This is a genomic window from Gemmatimonadales bacterium, assembly GCA_036500345.1.
Taxonomy (GTDB): Bacteria; Gemmatimonadota; Gemmatimonadetes; order Gemmatimonadales; family GWC2-71-9; genus Palsa-1233.
This window is the reverse complement of the sequence record DASYCE010000028.1, coordinates 61241-84083: the sequence shown is the minus strand read 5'-3', so window position 1 is coordinate 84083 and position 22843 is coordinate 61241. Positions and strand designations below refer to the sequence as shown.

Annotated in this window: 22 protein-coding genes; 14 read left to right on the top strand and 8 right to left on the bottom strand. The window is 63.9% G+C overall.

What is annotated here, in order from left to right:
* Positions 1–1076 (top strand): glycoside hydrolase family 27 protein (locus VGM20_12960; GenBank protein HEY4101776.1); only part of this gene is annotated, 1076 nt, incomplete at its 5' end.
* A gap of 90 nt (positions 1077–1166) precedes the next feature.
* Here the strand turns inward: VGM20_12960 and VGM20_12955 are convergent.
* The 6 genes from VGM20_12955 to VGM20_12930 all read right to left on the bottom strand — a co-directional run bounded on the left by VGM20_12955 (position 1167) and on the right by VGM20_12930 (position 8955).
* Positions 1167–2408: an ammonium transporter gene (locus tag VGM20_12955; GenBank protein ID HEY4101775.1), complete on the bottom strand. Its 1242-nt coding sequence runs from the start codon at positions 2406–2408 to the stop codon at positions 1167–1169.
* Positions 2409–2438: 30 nt separating this feature from the next.
* Complete coding sequence (locus VGM20_12950; protein HEY4101774.1) at positions 2439–3770, bottom strand: amidohydrolase family protein; 1332 nt, start codon at positions 3768–3770, stop codon at positions 2439–2441.
* Positions 3767–5254, bottom strand: coding sequence for an amidohydrolase family protein (locus VGM20_12945; protein ID HEY4101773.1), 1488 nt, complete (start codon positions 5252–5254; stop codon positions 3767–3769). Before VGM20_12945 ends, VGM20_12950 begins: the two co-directional genes overlap by 4 nt.
* 16 nt (positions 5255–5270) lie before the next feature.
* Entirely contained in the window at positions 5271–7037 is a 1767-nt protein-coding gene (locus tag VGM20_12940) for an amidohydrolase family protein (protein HEY4101772.1), read from the bottom strand.
* A 167-nt stretch (positions 7038–7204) separates the two neighbouring features.
* Positions 7205–7849 (bottom strand): hypothetical protein, encoded by a 645-nt coding sequence (locus VGM20_12935; GenBank protein ID HEY4101771.1) that lies wholly within the window; start codon positions 7847–7849, stop codon positions 7205–7207.
* Positions 7846–8955 carry a hypothetical protein gene (locus VGM20_12930; GenBank protein ID HEY4101770.1) on the bottom strand — a complete coding sequence of 370 codons (1110 nt, stop codon included), beginning with the start codon at positions 8953–8955 and terminating at the stop codon, positions 7846–7848. The genes VGM20_12935 and VGM20_12930 overlap by 4 nt, the downstream gene beginning before the upstream one ends.
* A 351-nt stretch (positions 8956–9306) precedes the next feature.
* Between VGM20_12930 and VGM20_12925 the strand changes: the two genes are divergently transcribed.
* Positions 9307–9687, top strand: a complete 381-nt coding sequence (locus VGM20_12925; protein HEY4101769.1) for a hypothetical protein — start codon at positions 9307–9309, stop codon at positions 9685–9687.
* Between the two features lie 825 nt (positions 9688–10512).
* Entirely contained in the window at positions 10513–10896 is a 384-nt protein-coding gene (locus VGM20_12920) for a helix-turn-helix domain-containing protein (GenBank protein ID HEY4101768.1), read from the top strand.
* 860 nt (positions 10897–11756) lie between these two features.
* On the opposite strand, the gene VGM20_12915 is transcribed toward VGM20_12920, so the two are convergent.
* Positions 11757–12476, bottom strand: coding sequence for a hypothetical protein (locus tag VGM20_12915; GenBank protein HEY4101767.1), 720 nt, complete (start codon positions 12474–12476; stop codon positions 11757–11759).
* A gap of 379 nt (positions 12477–12855) precedes the next feature.
* Between VGM20_12915 and VGM20_12910 the strand changes: the two genes are divergently transcribed.
* From VGM20_12910 to VGM20_12880, 7 genes are all read left to right on the top strand, one after another.
* Positions 12856–13509, top strand: coding sequence for a hypothetical protein (locus tag VGM20_12910; GenBank protein ID HEY4101766.1), 654 nt, complete (start codon positions 12856–12858; stop codon positions 13507–13509).
* 23 nt (positions 13510–13532) lie between these two features.
* Complete coding sequence (locus VGM20_12905; protein HEY4101765.1) at positions 13533–14159, top strand: hypothetical protein; 627 nt, start codon at positions 13533–13535, stop codon at positions 14157–14159.
* A 4-nt stretch (positions 14160–14163) separates the two neighbouring features.
* Complete coding sequence (locus VGM20_12900; GenBank protein HEY4101764.1) at positions 14164–14643, top strand: hypothetical protein; 480 nt, start codon at positions 14164–14166, stop codon at positions 14641–14643.
* A complete protein-coding gene (locus VGM20_12895; GenBank protein HEY4101763.1) occupies positions 14640–15086 on the top strand; it encodes a VOC family protein in 447 nt (148 codons plus the stop codon). The genes VGM20_12900 and VGM20_12895 overlap by 4 nt, the downstream gene beginning before the upstream one ends.
* A 37-nt stretch (positions 15087–15123) precedes the next feature.
* Positions 15124–15408: a hypothetical protein gene (locus tag VGM20_12890; protein HEY4101762.1), complete on the top strand. Its 285-nt coding sequence runs from the start codon at positions 15124–15126 to the stop codon at positions 15406–15408.
* 76 nt (positions 15409–15484) lie between these two features.
* Positions 15485–16285, top strand: coding sequence for a hypothetical protein (locus VGM20_12885; GenBank protein ID HEY4101761.1), 801 nt, complete (start codon positions 15485–15487; stop codon positions 16283–16285).
* A gap of 20 nt (positions 16286–16305) precedes the next feature.
* The gene (locus tag VGM20_12880; GenBank protein HEY4101760.1) at positions 16306–16656 is read left to right on the top strand and encodes a hypothetical protein; all 351 of its coding nucleotides are present in this window, start codon (positions 16306–16308) and stop codon (positions 16654–16656) included.
* 55 nt (positions 16657–16711) lie between these two features.
* Here the strand turns inward: VGM20_12880 and VGM20_12875 are convergent, their stop codons facing one another.
* Positions 16712–18250, bottom strand: coding sequence for an aminopeptidase P N-terminal domain-containing protein (locus VGM20_12875; GenBank protein HEY4101759.1), 1539 nt, complete (start codon positions 18248–18250; stop codon positions 16712–16714).
* A 198-nt stretch (positions 18251–18448) separates the two neighbouring features.
* On the opposite strand from VGM20_12875, the gene VGM20_12870 reads away from it, so the two are divergent.
* The 4 genes from VGM20_12870 to VGM20_12855 are packed head-to-tail and all read left to right on the top strand — an operon-like array spanning position 18449 to position 22842.
* Positions 18449–21070 carry a DUF5916 domain-containing protein gene (locus tag VGM20_12870; GenBank protein ID HEY4101758.1) on the top strand — a complete coding sequence of 874 codons (2622 nt, stop codon included), beginning with the start codon at positions 18449–18451 and terminating at the stop codon, positions 21068–21070.
* A gap of 52 nt (positions 21071–21122) precedes the next feature.
* Positions 21123–21926 carry a DUF1080 domain-containing protein gene (locus VGM20_12865; GenBank protein ID HEY4101757.1) on the top strand — a complete coding sequence of 268 codons (804 nt, stop codon included), beginning with the start codon at positions 21123–21125 and terminating at the stop codon, positions 21924–21926.
* The gene (locus VGM20_12860) at positions 21916–22683 is read left to right on the top strand and encodes a creatininase family protein (protein HEY4101756.1); all 768 of its coding nucleotides are present in this window, start codon (positions 21916–21918) and stop codon (positions 22681–22683) included. Before VGM20_12865 ends, VGM20_12860 begins: the two co-directional genes overlap by 11 nt.
* Entirely contained in the window at positions 22684–22842 is a 159-nt protein-coding gene (locus VGM20_12855; protein ID HEY4101755.1) for a hypothetical protein, read from the top strand. It begins immediately after the preceding gene.
* The last annotated feature ends 1 nt before the right edge of the window (position 22843 follow it).

Below are 22843 nucleotides of genomic sequence, written 5' to 3'. Positions count from 1 at the left end.
CCACCCCGCCGATGGGATGGAACTCGTGGAACAAATTCGGCTGCCACGTCGACGAACAGCTCATCGAGCAGACCGCCGACGCGATGGTCACGTCCGGGATGCGCGATGCGGGCTACCGCTATGTCAACATCGACGACTGCTGGATGGCGAGGGACCGCGATGCCGCCGGACACCTCCAAGCCGATTCCGTCCACTTCCCGCACGGGATCAAGGGCGTCGCCGACTACGTCCACGCCAAGGGACTCAAGCTCGGCATCTACTCGTCGGCCGGAACGAAGACCTGCCAGGGACTCCCCGCGTCGCTCGATCACGAAGTCGACGACGCCAAGTCGTTCGCCGCGTGGGGCGTCGATTACCTCAAGTACGACAACTGCAACAACGAGAAGCGCCCGGCACTCGCACGCTACAAGGCGATGGGCGACGCGCTCAAGGCGACCGGACGGCCGATCGTCTTCTCGCTCTGCGAATGGGGCGAGAACAAGTCATGGGAGTGGGGGAAGTCGGTCGGCGGGATGCTCTGGCGCACCACCGGCGATATCAGCGATCGCTGGAACTCGATGCTCCGCATCCTCGACAAGCAGGTCGGCCTCGAGAAGTACTCCGGTCCCGCCGCGTGGAACGATCCCGACATGCTCGAAGTCGGCAACGGTGGGATGGCGTTCAATGAATACATCGCGCACTTCTCGCTCTGGGCGATCCTCAACGCACCGCTCATCGCCGGCAACGACCTGCGGCACATGTCGGACACGACGCGTGCCATCCTCACCAACCGCGACGTGATCGCGGTCGACCAGGATTGGGGCGGCCAGCAGGGCACGCTGCTGCGCAACGACAGCACGACGCAGACGCAGGTCTGGGTCAAGCCGATGAAGAGCGGCGCCAAGGCCGTTGTCTTCCTCAACCGCAGCGAAACGCCGATCTCGATGTCAATCGCGCCAGCCGACCTCGGACTCCCGCCGGCGAAAAACTACGCCGCCCGGGACTTGTGGGCCCACACCGATCAGATCGTCAATGACGTGCTGACGTCAGGTGTCCCGGCCCACGGCGCGGTGATGTTCGTGATCAGGAAGAAGTAGCGCCACAGTCCGCAGCCAACGCGCGCGAGTTCCGGTCCGACGGATGGGCGGCTCCCCCGGCGACCGACGCGTGCGGGAGCAGCGTTCAGGTCAGATGTACGCCTGCTCCCCGTGCAGCGTCTGGTCGAGTCCCGTCTCTTCTTCGGCAGCGGTCACCTTCACCGCCGTGATCCGGTCGATCACGATGAGCATCACGTACGTGAACGCGAACGCATACGCCGCAGCGCCCACGACCGCGCCAATCTCCTTGGCAAAGAACGCCGTCCCGCCGTGCAGCAGTCCGTCGGCACCACCGTCGGGATTGACCACCTTCGTGGCGAAGATCGCCAGCGCGAATACGCCGGTCACACCTCCGACGCCGTGCACTCCCCAGACGTCGAGCGCATCGTCCCACTGCATCCGGTTCTTGAGCCAGATCGCGTAGTAGCAGATCACGCTCGACACGATCCCGATCAGCACCGCCGTTCCCGTCGACACATACCCTGCAGCCGGGGTCACCGCTGCAAGACCGGCGATCGATCCGGTGAGAAGGCCGACGAACTTCGGCTTCCGCTCGATCGTCCACGCCAGCACCAGCCAGGTCATCGCGGCAAACGACGCGGCGATGTCGGTGTTGAGGAACGCCATCGATGTCACCGGATCGACTTTGAGCTCGCTCCCGGCGTTGAATCCATACCACCCGAACCAGAGGAGACCGGTGCCGAGGGCCACGAGCGGGATGCTGTGCAGCCCCTGGTCCGGCACCTTGCGGCGTCCGACGTAGAACACCGCCGCGAGCGCCGCGAATCCTGCCGTCGCGTGCACCACGATCCCGCCGGCGAAATCGAGGACGCCGTGCTGCTGCAGCAACCCACCGCCCCAGACCATGTGCGCCACCGGGAAGTAGACCAGCAGCAGCCACGCAGAGAGGAAGAGGAGATACGCCTTGAATGTCACCCGGTTTGCGAAGGCGCCGGTGATCAGTGCCGGCGTGATCTGGGCGAACATCATCTGGTAGGCGATGAACACCACCAGCGGGATCGTCGGTGATCCCGGGAACGGCGTCGTCGCGGTGACGCCGTGCAGGAACGCCATGTGGAAGTTGCCGATGATCCCGCCGATGTCGGGATCCAGCGGATCGCCGTAGCGGCCGCTGAATGCCATCGAATAGCCGCACACCACCCAGAGCACCGTCGTAACACCCATCGACACGAAACTCTGGATCATGATGGTGAGGACGTTCTTCCGTCCGACGAGCCCGCCGTAGAAGAAGGCGAGCCCCGGCGTCATCAGCATCACCAGCGATGTCGACACCAGCATGAACGCGATGTTGCCGGTATCCCAATGCATCATTCCCTCATCCCCGTGCGGGGTGTTGAATGGCTACGGCCGATCCTTGAACATGTTGTACATCGCGCTGTTCATGTTGTCGAGCGGAACCTGCCGTCCATCGATAAACAGATACTTTGTGTTGGTGCGCGCCTCGAGCAGGTCGCCGTCGCTCACCACCAGGTCCGCCATCTTCCCGACCTCGATACTCCCCAGCTTGTCGCCGACGCCGAAGATCTGCGCCGGCCAGAGCGTCACCGACTTGAGCGCATCGTCCCGGCTCAACCCGAACGACGCCGCCATTCCCGCCACGAACGGCAGGTTGCGGATATCGGGATTCGGCTCGCCGGCCGCGATTGCGAACCGGACCCCCGCCGCCGCGAGCTTCGCCGGAGCACTGTAGTTCACGTCGTACGGATCGTCTTCGCGAGCCGGCATCGCCATCACCGAGGTGAGGATCACCGGGACGTCGTGCTGCTTGAGATAGTCGGTGACCTTCCACGCGTCGCGCCCGCCGACGAGAATCGGCTTGAGTTTCATCTCTTCCGCAAACGCCACCGCCGCACGGATTTCAGTCGTCGAGTTCGCCGGGATCATCACCGGCATCTCGCCGCGCACCGCCGGAATCAGCGACGCGAGTACCACGTCGTGCTGCGGCCGCGGCAGCGTCTTGTCCTTCGCATACGCTTCGAGCTCGCGACCGTACGCATCCGCATTGCGAAGAATCGTCTTGATCGAATCGAGATCGGCGGAGCTGGTGTTCGCGCCCCCCGCCGCTCCTCCGAAGCCTCCGCCGCCCCCCCGGCCGCCGCGACCTCCGCTCGGCAGGTTGATCACCATCGCCACCCGCGGCACGACTGCCATCTCGGGCGGCGTATCGCCGGCAAGATTCATCAGCGCAGCCTGCCCCGAGATCAGCCCGCCTTCCGGAGCGCTCACTACGCTGGTGATTCCGGTAAAGCGCGTCGTGCCTACGTAGGCGCTGTGCGGATCGAAGCCGAAGAACGCCTGCTCATTCGGATTGAGCCGCCCCGACTCGATGTTGTCCACAGTCGCATTGACCCCCTCGGTGATCTCGGCGAGGCCGAGTCCGTTGGCGGTCTCCATCATCCCGGGGAAGACACTGAGTCCCTTCGCGTCGATCACCTTGGCGCCCGTCGGCACCGTCACGTTGGCGCCAACAGCGGTGATCTTCCCGTTGGTGATCACCACGGTGCCGTTCGCGATCTCGGGACCGTTACCGGGGAAGATGTGCCCGCCGGTGATTGCAAAGACTCCCTGCGGACCGGGACGCGGATTGTACGAGCCGAGCTGGGCCGAGAGCAGCGACGGAATGAAAACACCCGTCAATGTCATGCACGCGGCGATCCGGAGTGTGCGGATCATTGGTGGATCTCCTCTGCGCCAGGATTGCCGGGAACGGCGCCGTTGCCGCCGCGGGAGCCGCCGCCGCCGCCGGTTCGCGGATTCATCTGTGCGTCTTCCTTCTCGAGTGCGGCGCGCTCGGTCGCAATTGAATCGCGCCGGGCGATGTCCTTCTCGCGGTCGAAGAAGACTTCGCCGTCGATGATCGTCGATTCCACTCGCGAATAGACCGACAGCGGATCCCCGCTCCAGACCACCACGTCGGCGTCCTTTCCGGTCTCGATCGAGCCGACCTTCTTCTCGACCCCCAGCTGGATCGCACCGTTGATGGTGATCGTCTTGAGCGCGTCGTTCTCGCTCATTCCGCCCCAGCGCATCAGTTTGGCGGCATCGATGTTGAGCCGCCGCGCGCGACCATCGTCATCCGAATTGATCGTGGTGACGACACCGTGCGATGTCGTGATCGCGGCGTTGTACGGAATCGCGTCGTACGCCTCGACCTTGTATCCCCACATGTCGGCAAAGGTCGAGAGTCCGGTGCCGTGCTTCGCCATCTCGGAGGCGATCTTGTATCCCTCGAGACCGTGATGGAGCACGGCGACGTGGAAGTGGAACTCGTCGGAGAGTTCGAGGAGCATCAGCATCTCATCGGCGCGGTATGAATGCGAATGGATCAGTCGCTTCCCTTCGAGGATCTCCTTGATCGGTTCGAGTTCGAGATCCTTGCGAGGCGCGACGAGTCCCTTCTCGCCTTTCGACACGCGCGCGTTGTAGTCGTCCCAGTCCGCCTTGTAGTCGATCGCGCGGGTGAATTCGTCGCGGATCACCTCTTCCTGTCCCATCCGCGATTGCGGATAACGGCGCGGCGCCTGCGGCTGCCCCTGCACGATCACGGTGGAGTTGTTCTTCCCCGTGACGTTCTCGCCCAGGGCGAACTTGATTCCCGGCATCGCGCCCGGAAAGATCATCTCGTCGACGGGACGTCCCCACTTGAGCTTCACCACCGCGTCCTGCCCGCCGATCGTGTTTGCCGATCCGTGCAGCACGTGAATCGTCGTGGTGCCACCGGCGAGTTCGTCGTAGATCGCCGGCGCGGTGTTGTTGAGGATGTCGCGCACCCGCACCATCGACGTCACCGATCGCGACCCTTCGTTGACTGCGTCCATCATCGTGTGAGAATGCACGTCGATGATTCCCGGTGTCACGAACTTCCCGGTTCCGTCGATCGTGACTGCACCTGCGGGTGCGAAGAGTCCCTTCCCGATTCGCGCGATCTTGCCGTTGTCGAGGAGGAGATCGGTGTTGTCGAGCGTCCCCTTCGTCACCGTCATCACGGTGGCGTTCCTGATGAGGATCGGCGCCGTCGCGCGGTGTCCGGGCGTCGGTGCCGGCGCGGTCCACGACGGCCATTCCGTCGACGGATCGCCGCTCTCGCGCGCCGCCTGCGCGTGGAGTGTGGTGGCGGCGGTCAGCGCGATCGCCGCGAGGATCATCGGTTGCTTCATTGTATTCCTCATGGCGTCAGTTCGCGTGTGAACCGGCGAACGAGCCGGTGTTGTGGTCTTCGGCCGAGAGCGAGCCGTGCATCCCGGTGCGATCGAGCGCTCCGTCGAACTCGGCATCCGCGGTTCCCTCGAGGAACGACAGCGTCGCGGTGAAGGCGAAGGTTCCGTCCCAGTCGACTTCGCCGCTGAGGATGTCGCTGGAGCCGAGATCGCCTTCGACAACGCCGTAGAGGCGGTCTTCATCCTGGCGGAGGAAGAGGGTGACGGTGTGCTCGACGCCGTCGACCGTCACGTTGACGCTCCACCGGCCGCTGACATCGGCGCCGGGGCGACCACCGCGTCCACCAGCTGAACCGCCGGCGTTGACCGGTGCAGCGGGAATATCGACCGGGGCGCCGTCGACAAAGAGCTGCGACACGTGACCGTCGGCAGCGAGGAGATCGCCCTTGGTGATCGTGAGATTCGCGATCTTCCCGGTTTCGATCGTCCCGATCCGGTCGGAGAGATTGAAGAGATCGGCGGGATTCACCGTCATTGCGCGCAGCGCTTCGTCGGCCGGAAGGCCGGCGGCGATCGCCTTGCGCACGTTGGCGAGCATGTCGGTGTAGTCGGCGCCGGACGTGAAGGCGAAGCGCACGCCGGCCTTGGCGAGAATCGCAGGGCCTTTCGGAGCCATCACCCGATCGCGCAGCATGCGGAGCGGCTCAGGATCGTCGGCGCTGGCACCGCCGCGCCCGCCTCCACCACCGCCGCCACCTCGACCGCCTGTTGCGCCACCGGCCCCGGCGCGCGGGAAGTTGAGGGTAAGGATCACCGGCACGTGCTCCGCTGCGAGCCGATCGGCGACGAGATACGCCTGTGCGCCGCCGGCGATTCCCGCCTTGAGATTGAATTCCTTGGCGAGATCGAGGGCGCGGATGATTTCACGTTCGGTGTTCGCCTGCAGGATCACCGGCTCGTCGTGCGAGATCACCGGCTGCAGCGCTTCGAGCGACGCGTCGTAGGCGGGACGCTTGACCCCGCGCGGATTCTTGAGATACGCCGCCTTCACGTCGCGATAGTGCTGCGCGTCGAGCAGTTCCTGGCGCAGTGACGCGAACGCACCGAAGAGCGTACCGGGATATCCTCCGCGACCGCCGCCGCCGCCGCCGAAACCGCCGCCGCCGCGTGAGAAGCCGATGCTCTGCGCCACGCCTCCCTTGAGGACGATGTCGGAAACCGAATCGCCGTCGAGGTCGATCACCGCCGCGGCACCGCGGAAGATCCCGTTGGGGACCGCGGTCACGGCGGTGGTGACGCCGGCGGAATGCGCCGCGTCGAATTCGGCGGGGTCGATCTCGAGTTCATTCACCACGTCGACTTCCGGCCTGAGCCCCGTCACGTAATTCGAATTCGGCGCCGCCTCCGCGCGCGCTGTCGTCGTCGTTGCGCCACCACCGCGTCCACCGCGACCGGCGGCAGCAGTTGCCGCAGCGGCGGCGTTGGCGGCGCTGGTCTGCGCGAGCGAGGTGTAAGCGTCGATGAGGCCGGGGTAGACCGAGAGGCCGTTCCCGTCGATCACGCGGGCGTCGGCGGGCGTGGCGACTGAGCTACCCACGGCGGTGATGATCCCGTCGCGGATCACCACGGTGCCTTTGTCGATCACCGGCCCCGAGACGGGGACGATGCGGGCGCCGGTGATGGCGTAGGTTGCGGGGACGTGCCGTTGGGCGGCGAGAGAAATGGGGGCGGCGCAGACGAGCGTCGCGATCGCCGCCGCGGGGGCGCGGAGCGAGAGGGGCATGGCATCTCCTGGAGGTGCGGATACGCGCGGCGCGGTGGCCGCGGGACGGGAAAAAGTTACGTGCGGGGGTGGGGTTTGGTAAGCGGTGGTTGCGTCGTTCTGGCAGCTCGGTCAGTCCATCCCTGCCGATCGCTCCGGCGTGTGGGCCCAGTCATCCAGACGAACCGCTACGGTTCGGACAGTAATTCGACGACGTTAACCAGCTTCCAATGCCCGTTGGCCCTCATGAACAGGTAATCGAGATAAGCACGAAGGAGGCCGCCTGGCGAGGCGTTCGTCGTCACGACCCGGATCGTGCACAGCCCCTCGGCGTCGCCGACGGCGCGGTTGTCGATTAGCGGCGGGTAGTATGCCCCGCCATGTCGTGCGACTCCGACAGCAACGTATTCCGCCCGCGAATCCGGGCACCCCGGTTGCGGCGCCACCAGCTGTGCGCCGAGCACGCAATGGCTCAGCGCCACGTCATTCACGACGCGAATGTGGCGCGCCTCAAGAACGGCAAGCCGAGCTGCCGCAAAGGCGCTCCATGTGGAATCGGGACGAGCTCTCGCCGGTTCATCGTGCAGCGGGCTATCGCCGATCGGCCAAGGCGTCATCGCCAACGGATCGCGATACGTAGCGAGCAACTGATCGATGACCCGGCTGAACAGTTCGCTATCAACCTGCACTGCACCCGGGACACTAGAATCACACCACGATGCCCGATTTGCGGCGATCGGCGTGACCGGCGCGGGAATGGTTTGAGGGGAGCGCACGGAGCAACCGGCCAGACCAAGTGCGCATGACAGTGCCAGAAAGCGGACCTGCATCATGGTCCTCGACCACAAGCGACGGCATTCGGCGTGGTTGTTCCCTCTGTGGGCCCTTCAAGATGCGCCCAGCCGTTCGGATATCTGTTGTTTAGCAAGTGATCAGCTTCGTGAGCCAACGCAAACTGAAGGGTAACTTCGCCTGCTGTCGTCACCAGCGGATGATCCGCATCGGAGTACTTGTTCACGTAATCTCTTCCAATTGTTACGAACCCCGCGCGGCCACCGGCCCCCGGGGTCTCAGGATCGCCTGGCAGTGGGGCAAAAGTCGAGAGATTGCTAAACGATACGTGGATATTTGAATCAGCCAATACCACCGCAAGCGTATCGGCCAACCCTTGACATACGCCTCCGCGCGCCCGCATATCCGAGAGCGCGGCGTTAATTCGATCCATCCATGTAGCGTTCGATTGTGCCTTCTGCGCGTTGCACCAATCGGCCTCCTTCGCGCTCAAATGGCCCGCGATACAATCTGGCGCTGAGTCGTCATCTTCGGTGTCGAGGCTATCCAGATCTACAATCACTGTCAGCGATGCCGAGCTGGTGTAGCCCGCAACGCCTGCCGTCACCGTTGCTTCTCCAGAAGCCAACCCGTCGAACCCGAAGTTGTCCCCATCCTTTCCAAGAATATCTGGGCTAGAGATCGTCCACGACGGCACGACATCCGTCGCCGTGCGTCCACTTTGGTACGTCACAGTCACAGTACCGAAGATTTCATCTCCGATGCGAAGCGTCCCACTTTTCCCAAACGTCAGGGCTACTCCGGCGACGAGCGAATCATCTGCAATCGCCGGTGGATCGTCGCTCCCGCCGCTCCCGGTCCCACCGTTCGGTATAGGATTGTCAGCCCAGTTATACGTCGGCTGCGGATCAATCGGAACGCCATCACCCGTAACTGCTATGGCATTCCATTCTGTAGACGATCCGCCACCACCGCCGCAGTCAATCTGGAAGTCATCGCCGTAGGCGCCGGCTTGGCCGTCCGAGTTCACCGAGCCGTCTTGGTTGAACACTGTATAGTTTATTCCCGGCGGGACATGAAATCGAAGGACGTTATCATCCCCACAACTATTCTCGTCAACGGCCGCAACGACCCAGTACTCGCTCATCAGGTGCTCGCCTGGGATCCAGGAAGATGACGGATCGTGTATGAGACGACGACGCGTGCAAGTGAATCCTTTGTCAGGGAGTGGCAGTCAAATCGTCGCTGTCCGGCCAACGGAACCGGTACCAACACTGAACCAATTGGCGTAGTCGACCCACCAGTACCGCAGCCCGCCGCTAACATGAACGTCTTCGCACTATCGAGCGCCGCTGAACTGTCTACCAAGTACGTACCGTTGCGGTGAACCAACCGAATCCCAGGCTCGGGTACGGTCGAGGCGCAGGCGGACATTCCAATGGCGAGCGCGACAATACCTGCCGCCAACCTTGACTGAGGTGTGAGGGACCGAATCCGGTTGGACACACTGGCTCCTGCGGGTCGAGGAAGTGATATCACCGTCGAATGGTTCTTGGACTGCCATAAAGATCTGCGTCGCGCGCTGCGGCACCAGACGCCAATTCAGGTGCATCAAGGTGCTAATGCGGGGATATTGGTGCGGAATGCTGGCTACGGGCTAGGGCGCGCCGTTCAACGCTCGCTCTACCATCAGGACGAGGGCGATCAGACCGTCGATCTGATGGAGTTTGTACAATCGCCGAAAGCGGGCATGGCAAGTAGCGTAGGGAATTCCAAGTGCTCCTGCAATGGCCTTTTCGCTCATTCCGAGATGGCGGAGAACCGCTACCTCGGCAAGGCATTCGGAGAGTCCGCGTGCCGCCTGCAAACGGATAACTGAAAGCCGCCAGGTGGCCTCGTCGGCGCTGTCGACCGAAACGTTGTTCCGCCTGTGCCCCGGCCGCTTGCGTGGGTTCGCAATAACTGACGAAGCCGCTGCGGCCGTTAAACTCGCCGCACTTTCGCTACGCGGTGAGCGCATTGGCTGGCCGAAGAAAAGGAAGGAGGTTGCCGATCTCACGGCGTCCCCGAACGGTGGAAGTGGTTTCTTGAGCGCGGCGTAACAATCACGACGAACGACGAATTATCAGATCGTGACATAATCGAAGTCCTGAGTGGGCGCCGATTGGTAATATCGGTATTCAAAGACGATACGCTCAATCTGCGCTGGGTGGAAGCATCTTCTACTCGTTATCCGGTATAACCCGGACCTCGTCGTCTCCCCGCGTTATTTGGATTCGCCAGCTGAAATTGGCAATTGACTGCGGTACGGCAATGCCGTATGCTGGTCGGTGGCTACCGAATTCATCAAAACTCCGATCTTCACGAAGGTCGCCAACCGGATTTTGTCCCAGGCGGAGCGGGAGTCGGTGACCGAGATGCTCGCAAGAGACCTTGACGCTGGCGACACGATACCTGGGTCAGGAGGCCTCAGAAAGCTGCGGATTCCGGGCTCCAGCCCGGGGAAACGTGGGGGACTTCGAGTGATCTATGCGGTTCGCAGGCAGCGAGAGCAGACGTTCCTGATCTTCCTTTTCGCGAAGAACGACCGGAGCAATTTGACGCCCGCGGAATACCGCGAACTCGGGAAGCTGATGCGATAACCCGGCGGCAATGTGGCAGCCGGCAACGGCCGATATTCATCGGCTCTTCTGATGGTGAAGCGATGGCAACGAAAAGCAGGCACTATGACGAGCTGGCGGAGAGCATTCGCCAGATGCATGCGATCGAGCGCGGCACGATGGCGCCCGGGCGAAGCTACACCGCAGCGGACGTTCTCGGACCGGAACGCACCGCGTTGATCGAGGCTCGGCAACGCACGGGGATGTCGCAAGCCGAGATGGCAACGGCAATGGGCGTGAGCAAGCGGACGCTGCAGGACTGGGAGCAGGGGCGCCGAAAGCCAACGGGTGCCGCCCGAATCCTCATCATGGTCGCTCGACGTCACCCGTCGGTTGTGCGCGAGGCGGCAGAGGCGTATTCCGCACCAGCGAAACCGGCGGCACCAAAACAGAAACCCCGAAAGAAGACCGCGACTCGCCGGCGATAGCCCGCACCGCCCACCCGCATCCGTCCAAGCCCGGATCACACGCATTTCAAGCCGTGTGCGCCCGAAGCGGGACCGATTCCATCCCACTCGGCGCCGCTACTGACTCACTCGACTCGAATACCACCCGTCGATCGATCGATACCGCCAGTTGCGGGTCCGAGTTCGCCGGAAGCAGACCCGCGTCCGACTCTTTCAGTTATCCGTCACACACGATCAGGTCATCAGCCGGCTCAATCGGTGGCGTGAACGGCTCACGAACGGCCGGGGCACGCTAACACGGTGCCGAGTCACATTGACTTGGTCGTCTGTTGCATTCATTCAGTTCGCCGATCGGCCCATCCGCCTCGCGCGCACACGCAGTCGATTCTCCGACAGGCTCACCAGGGTCTTTGTCATGCTCACCTGCTTGCCGGTCGTCATCACTTGCCGCGCTGTGCCACTCATTCTCGAGGCTGCGGCGCAGATCCGCTCCAGTACCGCGGGATTCACTCCCGCGTTTCGCCGAGGCGGTCCGCGGATGCCGGCAATGGGTCTGCTGTCGCTCTCAGTCGAGCCGCTGCCAAACTCGCTCGCTCATCGACCGCACTGTCGCGGTCCGCTGTCATCGTCATTCGGGTTGCTGTCGCCGCCACTCGGGACCGCGCACCCTCACTGGACGCCGCGACACTGGCATTCACGCATCCGTCGCTCATTGTCGCTGCCGTTTCAACGGGATGCACGCGGCTTCCCGCGAGTTCCACAGCATCCGCAGCGCCATTCATTCCATGTTCAACATGATTTCGATTCGGTGCACCGCTGACAGAAGCCGCGCACGCGAGCCGCACCACCGGGTACGGCTCACGCCGCTTGCTCACAGCACATCACGCAGCCCCGCTACCACCCGCCGGGAGAGGAACTGGCCCCGGCACTGGCGCCGGCGTCGGATCGACCGTCTCCCCGTCGGCACCCCGGTTCACCTGCCTCACGTGGCTCGCCGAATCCCATCGCGCCAGCACCTCGGCGTCATCCTTGAACTCCTTCCGGAAGAGGCCGTCGAGCGCCCGGATGGTGAAGACTCCTTCCTGCGCCGCCTGACGCAGAGCACTCCTCGCACCGACATGCCGGCTGTGCCCGGTTTCCGCTGACGCTTCCGCGCTGGCGAAGGTGGTGATCTGCGCGCTGAGATCGTCGAAGAACGTCTCGCCGATCCCTGTTGCGGTGAGGAGATCCTTCTGGGCGACCGCTGCGGCGAGGATCCCCTTCGCCGCCGCAATGAACGCCGTGTTCGACTCCGACCACTGCGGAGGTACGAACGCCGCCGCCAGTTCCGGGTGGTCCCGCGACGCCAGCGTGACCAGGCGCTTCAGGTGTTTCACCAGCTCGGTCCGGATCGCCCGCCGGGCGTTGCGGCGGATCGTCTTGCCGGCACGCTCGGTGGTCAGCCCGTCGTACTGCTGGGTGACCAGCGCCGTCGACGCGTCGTACAATGCCTGGAGCCGAGTCAGCAGCGTCTTGATGCTCGGCTGGTCGACGGGGTGGTCGGCCGCGAACTGCAGCGTCGTTCCCATCGCCTCGATCTTGTTGCGCAATCTCGCATCCATGGTACACCTCAGGGGCAGTGGACGCGCGCGCCGGTTCTTCTCGCGTCCAGGGTAAGTAAAAGGACATGCAGGTTGATCGGTGGATCAGCCGGACTTGCCGACGCCCGTCCGGCCGCGGCGGACATATGAGAAGGGCGTGCCATTCGCAAGTTGTTGATTGGCAACGATCTAACGAAAACGGGGTATTTGGAGTGTCCGGTTTTAAGGACACTGTTGTCGTGAATCGGAGCAACTTTGGGAAGTGAGTACGGTTCCGAAGGTCTCGCTGTAAGGTGAAAGCGCGGAAGAACGATCCGACGGATGCGGTATAATTGCCGTCCAGGCAATGCGAGAGAGGGCGCGAGCCATGGTTCTCAACGCGATACTACTTGCTCTCCGTATGGCAGGCATCGGTCAGATGGGCGACACGGCCCGTCGCGCCGGCGATACGGTATCGATCGAGCCGCTAGGCGTCCGTTTCACTGTTCCGGCGCTGTGGATGGGCCGATTCCCCCCTGGCACCACGCCGTCCAAGCCGGGCACTGGTCGCTTCGGGTGCCAGTTGATGATCAACGGTCCGCCCGAAGACCGGATCGTGGTTGATCCGGCCCGATTTCCCCTGATCACGCAACGACTCGTCGGCGAACGCCGGTCGTATCAGGAGGCACTTGACGCCGTGGTCCCGGTATCGGCAATGGTGGCACGCGCGGGCGGCGACAGGTTCGACAGCAGCTGCATTGCGCCGCAGGTCAACTTCTACGTCACAGATTCGGCTTCGGCGCGCAGCAGTGACCTCATGGCGATCATCGCAGAATCCATTGTCGGCCGGAATTACTCCGGAGTCCATTCCGTCACCAGTGATTCGGCTGGGTGGCGGGCGGTGCACCTGTCGTGGTCAGAGCACCAGTCGGACTTCATCCGTCCCGCGACGCTGGAGATCTGGTCCCGGTCGATCGGGAATCGTTTTCTGATCGTCGGCGTCATGGACTCCTGGTCCGACCCACTGGACATCGCGGATTTGTTGGCGTCGCTGCAGTGGCGAACCTCGCCATGATACGGACGCCGCCGAGAATTACAATGAGAAAACTTCGACTGGCGATTGCTCCGACCCTGCTCCTCGCATTCGTCGCAGCACCGGTGACCGCCAAAGCTCAGGGTCCCGCCGACCGCACCGCCATCGGTCAGGCGGCGCTCACTTCCTGGGCACATTCTCTTCGATCGAAGGCCTGCGCCTACTGCTCGGCCGAGCTGATCTTCGAGCCGCTGGTGTTGCGTGGATGGTGGGGAAACGGTGTTCGCGCCGACGCCACCACGCCGCGCGTCCGCGATTCAATCGAGATCGGGAATCTGACCGAGGCGCTTCACGGAGTATCGGCAACGAAGGAATTGCGAGATGCCTGCACGGGAGCCGCTCCCAGACCGTCGTGCCCCGTTTCGTCGCGCACGGGTCGGGCGGTGGCGATCTCGGATCCGCGCGTGGTCGGCGACACAGCAACGCTCCTTCTGCGCGACGCGCCCCCGAATCTCCTCGGCAACGATCGGTCCGTCGGCGGCGCGCAGCTGCTGGTCTCGATGATTCGCGAGGTGCGCGTCAATGGGAAATGGACGGTTCAGTGCATCGAGCCGGCTGCGTCGGACTTCCGCGGGCGAGTGGATCAGGTTGAGGCGAAGTGCGCCGCGTCCGCACGTGAAAAGGGAGGGTGACTCGATGAGGCAGTTTCTTCGCTTTCTTCGCGGCCTGATCGGTATCACGGCAATCTGGGCGGCAACGTGGGGAGCTGCCTGGGCTCTGCTCGGAGCGGTCAGCTGGTTCGCTGTCATTCGGCATTACCCGGTCCACGACTACTTCCGCCGGTACGTGATCGGCCGGATGTACTTCGGCATCCTCTTCGGCGCGGTTTCGAGTCTCGCCTTTTCACTGCTGCTCGCGCTCACCGAACGCTACCGCGACAACCATCGGTCGCTTGGCCGGCGCGGCGTGTTGTTCGGAGGAGTCGGAGGGCTCGTCGTTGGTGCAGGCGCGGTGCTGATCCACCCGGCGGACGTGTCGCTGCTGCCGGGACTGATCGCCCTGGCGGAGTTCGGACTGATCGGCGTCGCCGCCGGCTCGTTGACGGTCCGCATCGCGAATCATGACCAACACCGATCGCTGGAAAGTGGCGCGGCCCATCTCGAGCAATTGAGATGACCGTCAAACGGATGGACAATGTCGGCATCGTGGTCGAGTCGCTCGACGTTGCCATCGCCTTCTTCACGGAACTTGGCCTGACGCTCGAAGGGCGCACGACAGTCGAAGGAGAATGGGCCGGCCGCGTCACCGGACTGCACCCGATGCGTGTCGAGATCGCGTTGATGCGGACTCCCGACGGGCATTCCCGGCTCGAACTCTCCCGCTTCCTCACCCCTGCCGTTGCTGAGGATCACCGGATCGCTCCGGTCAACGCGCTGGGCTACCTGCGGGTCATGTTCACCGTCAGTGACCTCGACGACACCCTCGCCAGACTCCGCAGGCATGGAGCGCAGCTGGTCGACGAGGTTGTCCAGTATGAAAACGTTTATCGGCTCTGCTACATCCGCGGTCCCGAAGGGCTGCTGATCGGGCTTGCGGAGGAGATCGGGGCCGCCGTATGATCCGAAATTCTCCATTTCTCACCGGGAGGAAGACTCGATGACAGTCGACGAGGCAACCAACGTTCTCATACCGATCGTCGCGCTCGGAGTTGTGATCTATTCCGCCTTTCAGCTTGTCCGGCGGCGCGATCGATCCTGGCCGGTACGCTCCAGCCAGCTGCTCATCTCCTTTGGCATTTTCGCGCTCTCCACGAATCTGATATTTGGCCGGAACTTCACTTTCGCCATGCTGGCGACGCGCGCGACCGAAGTGTGTTGCCTCGCAGGCGGCATATTGATCGTCGTGGCCATGCTTGCGAATCAGGACCTGGCGCGGAACTGAGGGATCTCGCTGAGAGTTGCGCACGGGCCACGGCACCGGAGCCGGAATCGTGAACACAGTCACCGTAACTGGGCGCATGAGTGGTGCAATCCGACGTGGTGGCTTGCTCGCTCTGTTGCTATCGGCGCATATCGGCGGAGCCGCCGCCCAGGCAGTCGCGTCAGATACCAACGCCGCCTTCGACCGTGCCGACCGCGAGGCACAGACGTTCGTGTCGACGATGCGATGCGCCGAGCAGGGGGCGAAAGCACGGAAGGCCGGCCTCTTCGGCCCCGCTGACTCCCTCGGTGCGATCGGAGAATGTCTCTTCAAGGGCGGTCACCGGATCGCGATCTTCATGGACGTGGACTCGCAGTTCACCCGGGTGACGCACCTCGCAGCCGTGGACCTGACGTCCAATACGCGCGTTGCCCCGCCGCCAGACACGAGCGCCCTTGTTTCCCTCGCCCGCGCAGAGCTCCCGGCCGAATTGCGGGGGATGGGTGCCTTCGAAGCAGCGAACCGGCAGTTCGCGCCGCTGTCGTTCCGCTCCGGTGGCGATACGATTGAAGTGTGGCTGGTGCCAATATCGGTCATCACCGGATCCCCGTTCTCCGTTGGCGGAGAGTGGGGATTCGTGTATTCGCCTGATGGCCGCACGCTGGTGCGTGAAGTCAACCGGACCAGCGAGTTTCGGTCGATCGCGGTTGCCGATACCGGAATCGTTCGCATCACAAGCCGGCAAACGGTGGTTCCGACATTGTCGGAACTCGTTGTCCCCAATCTTCTCAACGGAATCGGACGCGACGTCAGCATCGAACTCGGCCTGCGAACATCATTGCTCACCGGGCGGGGTTCACAGGCGATGTGGATTCAACTGCAGCACAAACATCCGTGACCCTTGATGCGGAGACGCTCATGCGCCGGTCATCGACCGCGGCTCTCAGTCTCCTTCTTGTCGTCTCGCTCGCGACACCCTCGCTCGCCGCGCAGGGCCCCGCGCGCTTGGGACTCGCCGATCGCACCACTCACGCGATCAACACGCCCCGCCAGCCGTACCGCGACTCGCTCCCGCAAACCGAGTGGAAGACCGGGATGCTCGCCGGGGGCCTCGCCGGGGCCGGCATCGGCCTCCTGGCTGCCGCTGCGCATCACAACTTCTGCGACCGGGCCGACTGCGGATCGGATTTTCAGTTCTTCGTGATTCCAACCATGGTCTTTGCCCTGATCGGCGGCCTGATCGGCTCCGGAATTCACAAGCAGGAATGAACGAGGGACCGGACTCGCCTGCCGAGCTCGGTCCCTCGCATGCAGCATCAATTCACTAATGCTTGAGCGGATTCTTCCCCGCCACCGCTTCCACTTCCGCCAGCGAATGCGGCGCACCGCACGACAGACAGACGACGCCGCGATCGGTCACCACGAAATCGTCCTCGATCCGGGTACCGATTCCCGAATACTTCGGCATCGCCTTCGCGAGCCGAGCGCGGAACGCCGCGTTCCCCGGGACATCCGGTACCATCTGCAGGCTCATCGGCCGCACGTACAATCCCGGCTCGATGGTGAAGATCGAATTCTTCACGTACGCGCCGCTCTCGGTGTAGATCGGGTCGTGCACGTTGAGGCCGAGGCCGTGTCCGAGGCCGTGGAAATAGAAGAGCGACAGCTGCGTGACCTTGCGGCCACCTTCCGCTTCGTACATCGCACCGATCGAATCGATCAGCCCCGCCTTCACCAGCCCCTTCTGCAGTTCGAGATTCGCCGCGGCGTTTTCCTGCGCCGACGTCGATCCCGGATGCACCGTCGCCGCGGCCGCCGTCTGCGCGGCGAGGACCGCTTCGTAGATGATCTTCTGCTCGGGCGAGAACTTGCCGCTCACCGGGAAGGTGCGCGTCACGTCGGCGGAATAACCGTGATAATCCGCGGCGGCATCCATCACCACCGCGTCGCCGGCCTTCGACTGCATCGTGTCGGCGCTGTAGTGGAGGTAGGTCGCGTCGGCTCCCGCGCCGACGATCGACGGATAGCCGTACCGCTCGGCGCCGAGCCCGAAGATGGTTCCTTCGAAGACACCGCGAATCTGATACTCGTAGACGCCGGGGAAGACCATCCGCATTGCGGCCTTGTGACCTTCGACGGAAATCTCGGCCGCCTTCCTGAGCAGCGCGATCTCGGCATCGGTCTTCCGGGCGCGCGCCTGGTTCATCGCGGTGCTGATCGCGAAGTAATCGCCCATCGCCGGATTCGGCGCTGGTGCTGCACTGCGACCACCGGCACGCCCCCCGGCTGCTCCGCCGCCCCCGCCGCCGCCGCGACGTCCACCGCGCGGCGCGATCACGCCGGAATCGCCAAGAATCTGCTTCAGCTGCGTGGAGAGACCGGGCCAGCCGGTGTCTTCGCCAATGAGATAGACCTTGGAGTGTTTCGCATCCAGTGAATCAAGCAGCGCCGGCATCGCGGTGGTCGGAATGCCGGGGATTCCCATCATCCGCGACGCATCCTCGGGACCGATCTGCTCCCCTTCCCAGGCGTACGCCGGCTTTGGCGGAACGACGATCCGCTGTCCGACGGTGCCGCCCTTCTTCCAGATGATCAGCGCCGACCCGGGCTGCAGCACGCCGGTGAGCGCCTGGAAGTTCTGCGACTGCATGAAGTCCTGGTCTTCGCGCGTCGGATTCCCGGAGCCCTCGACGAAGAGGATTCCGTCGGAGGTCATCGCGTCGATCACCGTCTGCCGTTTGGCGGCGTGATCGGCGGCGGGAAGCTGGGCGGCGAGGCGGCCTGTCCCGAGCGGCGCGAGGGAAGCGAGGGAGGCGGTAAACAGCATTGCGGCGACCGCGAGGCGGCGGTTCGGGAGATTCACAGGAACTCCTGAAGATGAGGGCGTCGGGGCGACGCAAGAAATTAGGAATGACGGCGGGGTTTGGTAAGTCAGTTGCTCACCTCCGACAGGACTCCCCACCGCCGGGTCGTGAACAGAACGTATACATCGTCATGACAACTTGCGTGACGCCGCATTGTACTCTGTGTCATGCGCGGACCTCTGCTTCAACTCGCAGTCATGGCAACGGGCGTCGGTGTGCTGCCGATCCCGCTCCAGGCACAGGTGAACGCAACAGCGCCAGCGATCAGCGCGGCACCGCTCCGCGGCACCATTCATCTCGACGGCCGGCTTGACGAACCGGCGTGGGAAGCGGCGGCCCCGTTCACCGCCTTCATTCAGCGCGATCCCGACGGCGGCGCGGCGCCGACCGAGCGGACGATGGTCCGGGTGCTCATCTCGTACGACGCCATTTACATCGGCGCCCGGATGTTCGACTCGGACGCCTCCACCATTCGCGCCTCGCTGGCGCGGCGGGATGCCGACAGCGCGAGCGACCGCCTGACCGTTCGCATCGACTCGCGCCATGATCGTCGCACCGCGTTCATCTTCGAGGTCAATCCTCGCGGCGTGCGGCGCGACGGTCTCACCTCCGGGGCCGACATTGACGATTACTCGCCCGATCCGGTGTGGCAGGCGGCCACGTCGATCGATCACGACGGCTGGACCGCCGAAATCCGCATTCCCCTTTCCCAGCTTCGGTACAGCAGGAACTCCGCGCAGTGGGGGATTCAATTCCTTCGGTTCATCAGAAGGAAGCAGGAACAGGATGTCTTTGCGTATGCCCCCAAGACCGAACAGGATGGCGTGAGCCGCTACGGCACCCTTACCGGACTCGACGGGATTGGGAGCGGGCACCCGGTCGAGGTCACGCCCTACGTCACGAGCCAGGGGGAATACGCACCGGCGCCGGCCGGAGATCCATTCAGTTCCGGTCATGACTACACCGGCAACGCCGGTGCCGACATTCGCTACGGCGTCGGCAGCAATCTCAATCTCGACGCCACCATCAATCCGGATTTCGGACAGGTCGAAGTCGATCCGAGTGTCGTCAATCTCTCCGCCGCTGAAACCTTCTATCCCGAGAAGCGACCGTTCTTTCTGGAAGAGAGCAACCTCTTCGGGTTCGGCCAGATCAATACGTACGCCGCGGCCGGGTACCCGTCGATCTTCTATTCGCGACGGATCGGCAGGGCGCCGCAGGGAACGCTTGGCGATGCCAACGCCGTCTTCACGACCGCGCCGGCCCAGACGGCGATTCCCTTCGCCGCCAAGCTCACCGGCAAGAGTGCCAACGGTTGGGCGATCGCGGCGCTCGACGCCGTGACGCAGCCGGAATCAGGATCGATTGAGGAGGCCGGTGGACAACGGTTCCGGCAGGAGATCGAGCCGCTCACCAACTACAACGTCACCCGGGTGCAGCACGAGGACGCAGCGGGCAATACCACCGTTGGGGGGCTCTTCACGTCGGTCGATCGCCGGCTCGGCGATTCTTCGCTCGCCGCCACCCTGCGGTCGAGCGCATACGTTGGCGGAGTGGACGTAAGCCATTACTGGGCGCACCGATCGTGGGTCGTGGATGCGTTCCTGACCGGGAGCCGTGTCACCGGCTCCGCGGCGGCCATTGCCGCGACCCAGCGATCGAGCGCCCACTACATGCAGCGCCCTGACGCGAGGAATTTTTCCTTCGATTCGACCCGCACGTCGCTCGATGGCTACAACGCGGTGATGGCACTGTCCAAGGTCGGCGGAGGACACTGGCATGGTGACATCGCGGCGCAGGATATGAGCGTCGGGTACGAAGTGAACGATCTCGGCTTCGAGGTGCTCACCGGAAAACGTGCACTCACCGCCGATGTCGGGTATTCCGACTATCGCTCCGGCGCGCTCTTCCAGAATTACCAGCTCGACCTCGCGTCGATCCAGGAGTGGAACTACGACGGGGATCACGTCACCAAGCTGGAACAGCTTACCGCCAACATGCGCCTCCGGAATTTCTGGCAGGTGAACGCCATCGTCGGCTATCAGCCAACCGTGGTCGACGACCGACTCACGCGCGGGGGACCGCTCGCGCTCACGCCGGCACAGACGATGCTGCAGGGGACACTGTCGTTCGATCCCCGCAAGTCCGCATATCAGGCGGGGATCACCGGGATGTACATGGGGTGGCCGCAGAATTTCATGTGGCAGATCGGGCCGAGCCTCACGCTCAATCCCGCGGCAAGCGTGCAGATCCGGTTGTCGCCGACCTACGCCGTGGCGCACAACGCCGCGCAATACGTGCAGACCGTTCCCGACCCGACCGCGACGACGACATATGGATCACGCTATGTCTTCGCGACCCTCGACCAGAAGACGGTGAGTCTCGATTCGCGCATCGATTGGGCGGTGACCCGCGACCTGACGGTGCAGCTCTACGCTCAGCCGTTCGTGTCGGCGGGGACGTTCGCCGGGTTCGAGCAGCTCGCCGCGCCCCGTACCTATGACTTTGATCTCTACGGCCGCGACGTCGGGATCATGGTGCGAAACGGCGGGACGGTCACTGTTGACCCCGACGGGAGTGGCCCGGCGCCGTCATTCGACGTTGCCGATCCGACCTTCAATCTGCGGTCGGCGCGCGTCAACCTGGTACTCCGCTGGGAGTACCGCCCGGGGTCGACGCTCTATCTGGTGTGGCAGCAGAATCGCAGCGAGACCGCTGCAATCGGCGACTTCTCCTGGTCGCGCGATCTCGGCCGCGCCTTCGCGGCCCCGGCAACGAACATCCTCGAGGTGAAAGCGACGTACCGGTTGACGCTCTGACGGTGGCGACGGTCCCTCCCCTTACCTTATAACCGTCCCCACCGGAGCATCGATGCCGTCCGCCATCCGACTCTCGCTGCTGCTCACCACCGTCCTCGCCGCCGGCGCCGTGGCCCAGACCCCGAATCCCAACCCGGTCCCCAAGGACCCGTCGCAGTGGCCGCAACATTCGCGGACCCGCCCGGCACCTCCGGTCGTGACACCGGGCCCGTACCTCGGCCCGCAGGCGCCGCCATCCGACGCGATCGTCCTCTTCGCCGGGAGCTCGCTCGACAACTGGCGCTCCGCCGATACCACCAAGGGGATGAAGGCGGCACCGTGGAAAGTGGAGAACGGTGACATCGTCGTCGCCCCCGGCACCGGTGACATCGCAACCAAACGCGGCTTCGGTAATATGCAGCTGCACATCGAGTGGTCGGCGCCGAATCCGCCGCACGGTGAGGATCAGGATCGCGGCAACAGCGGCGTCTTCCTGATGAGCACCTACGAAATCCAGGTCCTCGACTCCTACCACGCCGCCACCTATCCCGACGGCCAGGCCGCCGCGATCTACGGCGAGGTCCCGCCGATGGTCAACGCGATGCGCCCGCCGGGCGAGTGGCAGGTGTATGACATCGTCTTCCATCGTCCGCACTTCGACGCCGCGGGGAGGGTCACGCAGCCGGCCCGCGTCACGGTGATCCACAACGGTGTCCTGGTTCAGGACAACATGACCATCCTCGGCCCCACGACCAACGGCCATCGCTCGGCATATCTCAAGCACGCCGACCGGATGCCGCTCCAGTTGCAGGACCACAATCATCCGGTCCGTTACCGCAACATCTGGGTGCGCGAACTTCCGGACGATGGGAGCTGACACTCCCTGGATTCTCGGGCACACCACGTGGAGCACCGTTCGCGACGCGAAGTACGACGTCGCCGTGCTCCCGTGGGGCGCCACCGAGGCGCACAACTTCCATCTTCCCTACGCCACTGACGTCGTCGAGGCCGAGGCCGTCGCCCGCGAGTCGGCACACCTCGCCTGGGATCGCGGCGCCCGCGTCGTGGTCCTTCCGGCTATTCCCTTTGGCGTGAACACCGGGCAGCTCGACATTCCGCTCTGCATCAACATGAATCCGGCCACGCAGGCGGCACTTCTCCGCGATGTCGCCGACTCCGTCTCGCGGGCCGGGGTGCGGAAACTGGTGATCGTCAATAGCCACGGCGGGAACGATTTTCGCCAGATGATTCGAGAATTGCAGCCATCGACCGATCTTTTCCTTTGTACCCTCAACTGGTGGACCACGGTCGATGCCAGCAAATACTTCGACGAGCCCGGCGATCACGCCGGCGAACTCGAGACCAGCGTAATGCTTCACCTGGCGGCGGAGCAGGTCCTTCCGCTCGACCAGGCGGGAGATGGCGCGGCGCGGCGTTTCACCGTCGCGGCACTCCGTGAGGGGTGGGCGTGGGCACCGAGGAAGTGGACGGCGGTGACCGACGACACCGGCGTCGGGAATCCGCGCGCAGCCACCGCCGACAAGGGGGAGCGCTTTTTCGCGGCCGCAAGCCAGCGGATCGCCGGCTTCCTCGTCGAACTCGCCGCCGCCGATCCGGCAGCACTCTATCAATAGATGACGAAACTCTTCGTCTTCATCGGTGCCACCATCGGCGGCGCAATCGGCTGGTGGATCGGCGCCTTCGCCGGGACGATGACCGCGTTCATCATCAGCATGATCGGCACGGCGGTCGGGATGTACGCCGGCCGCCGGATCGTCGTCGACTACTTTTGAG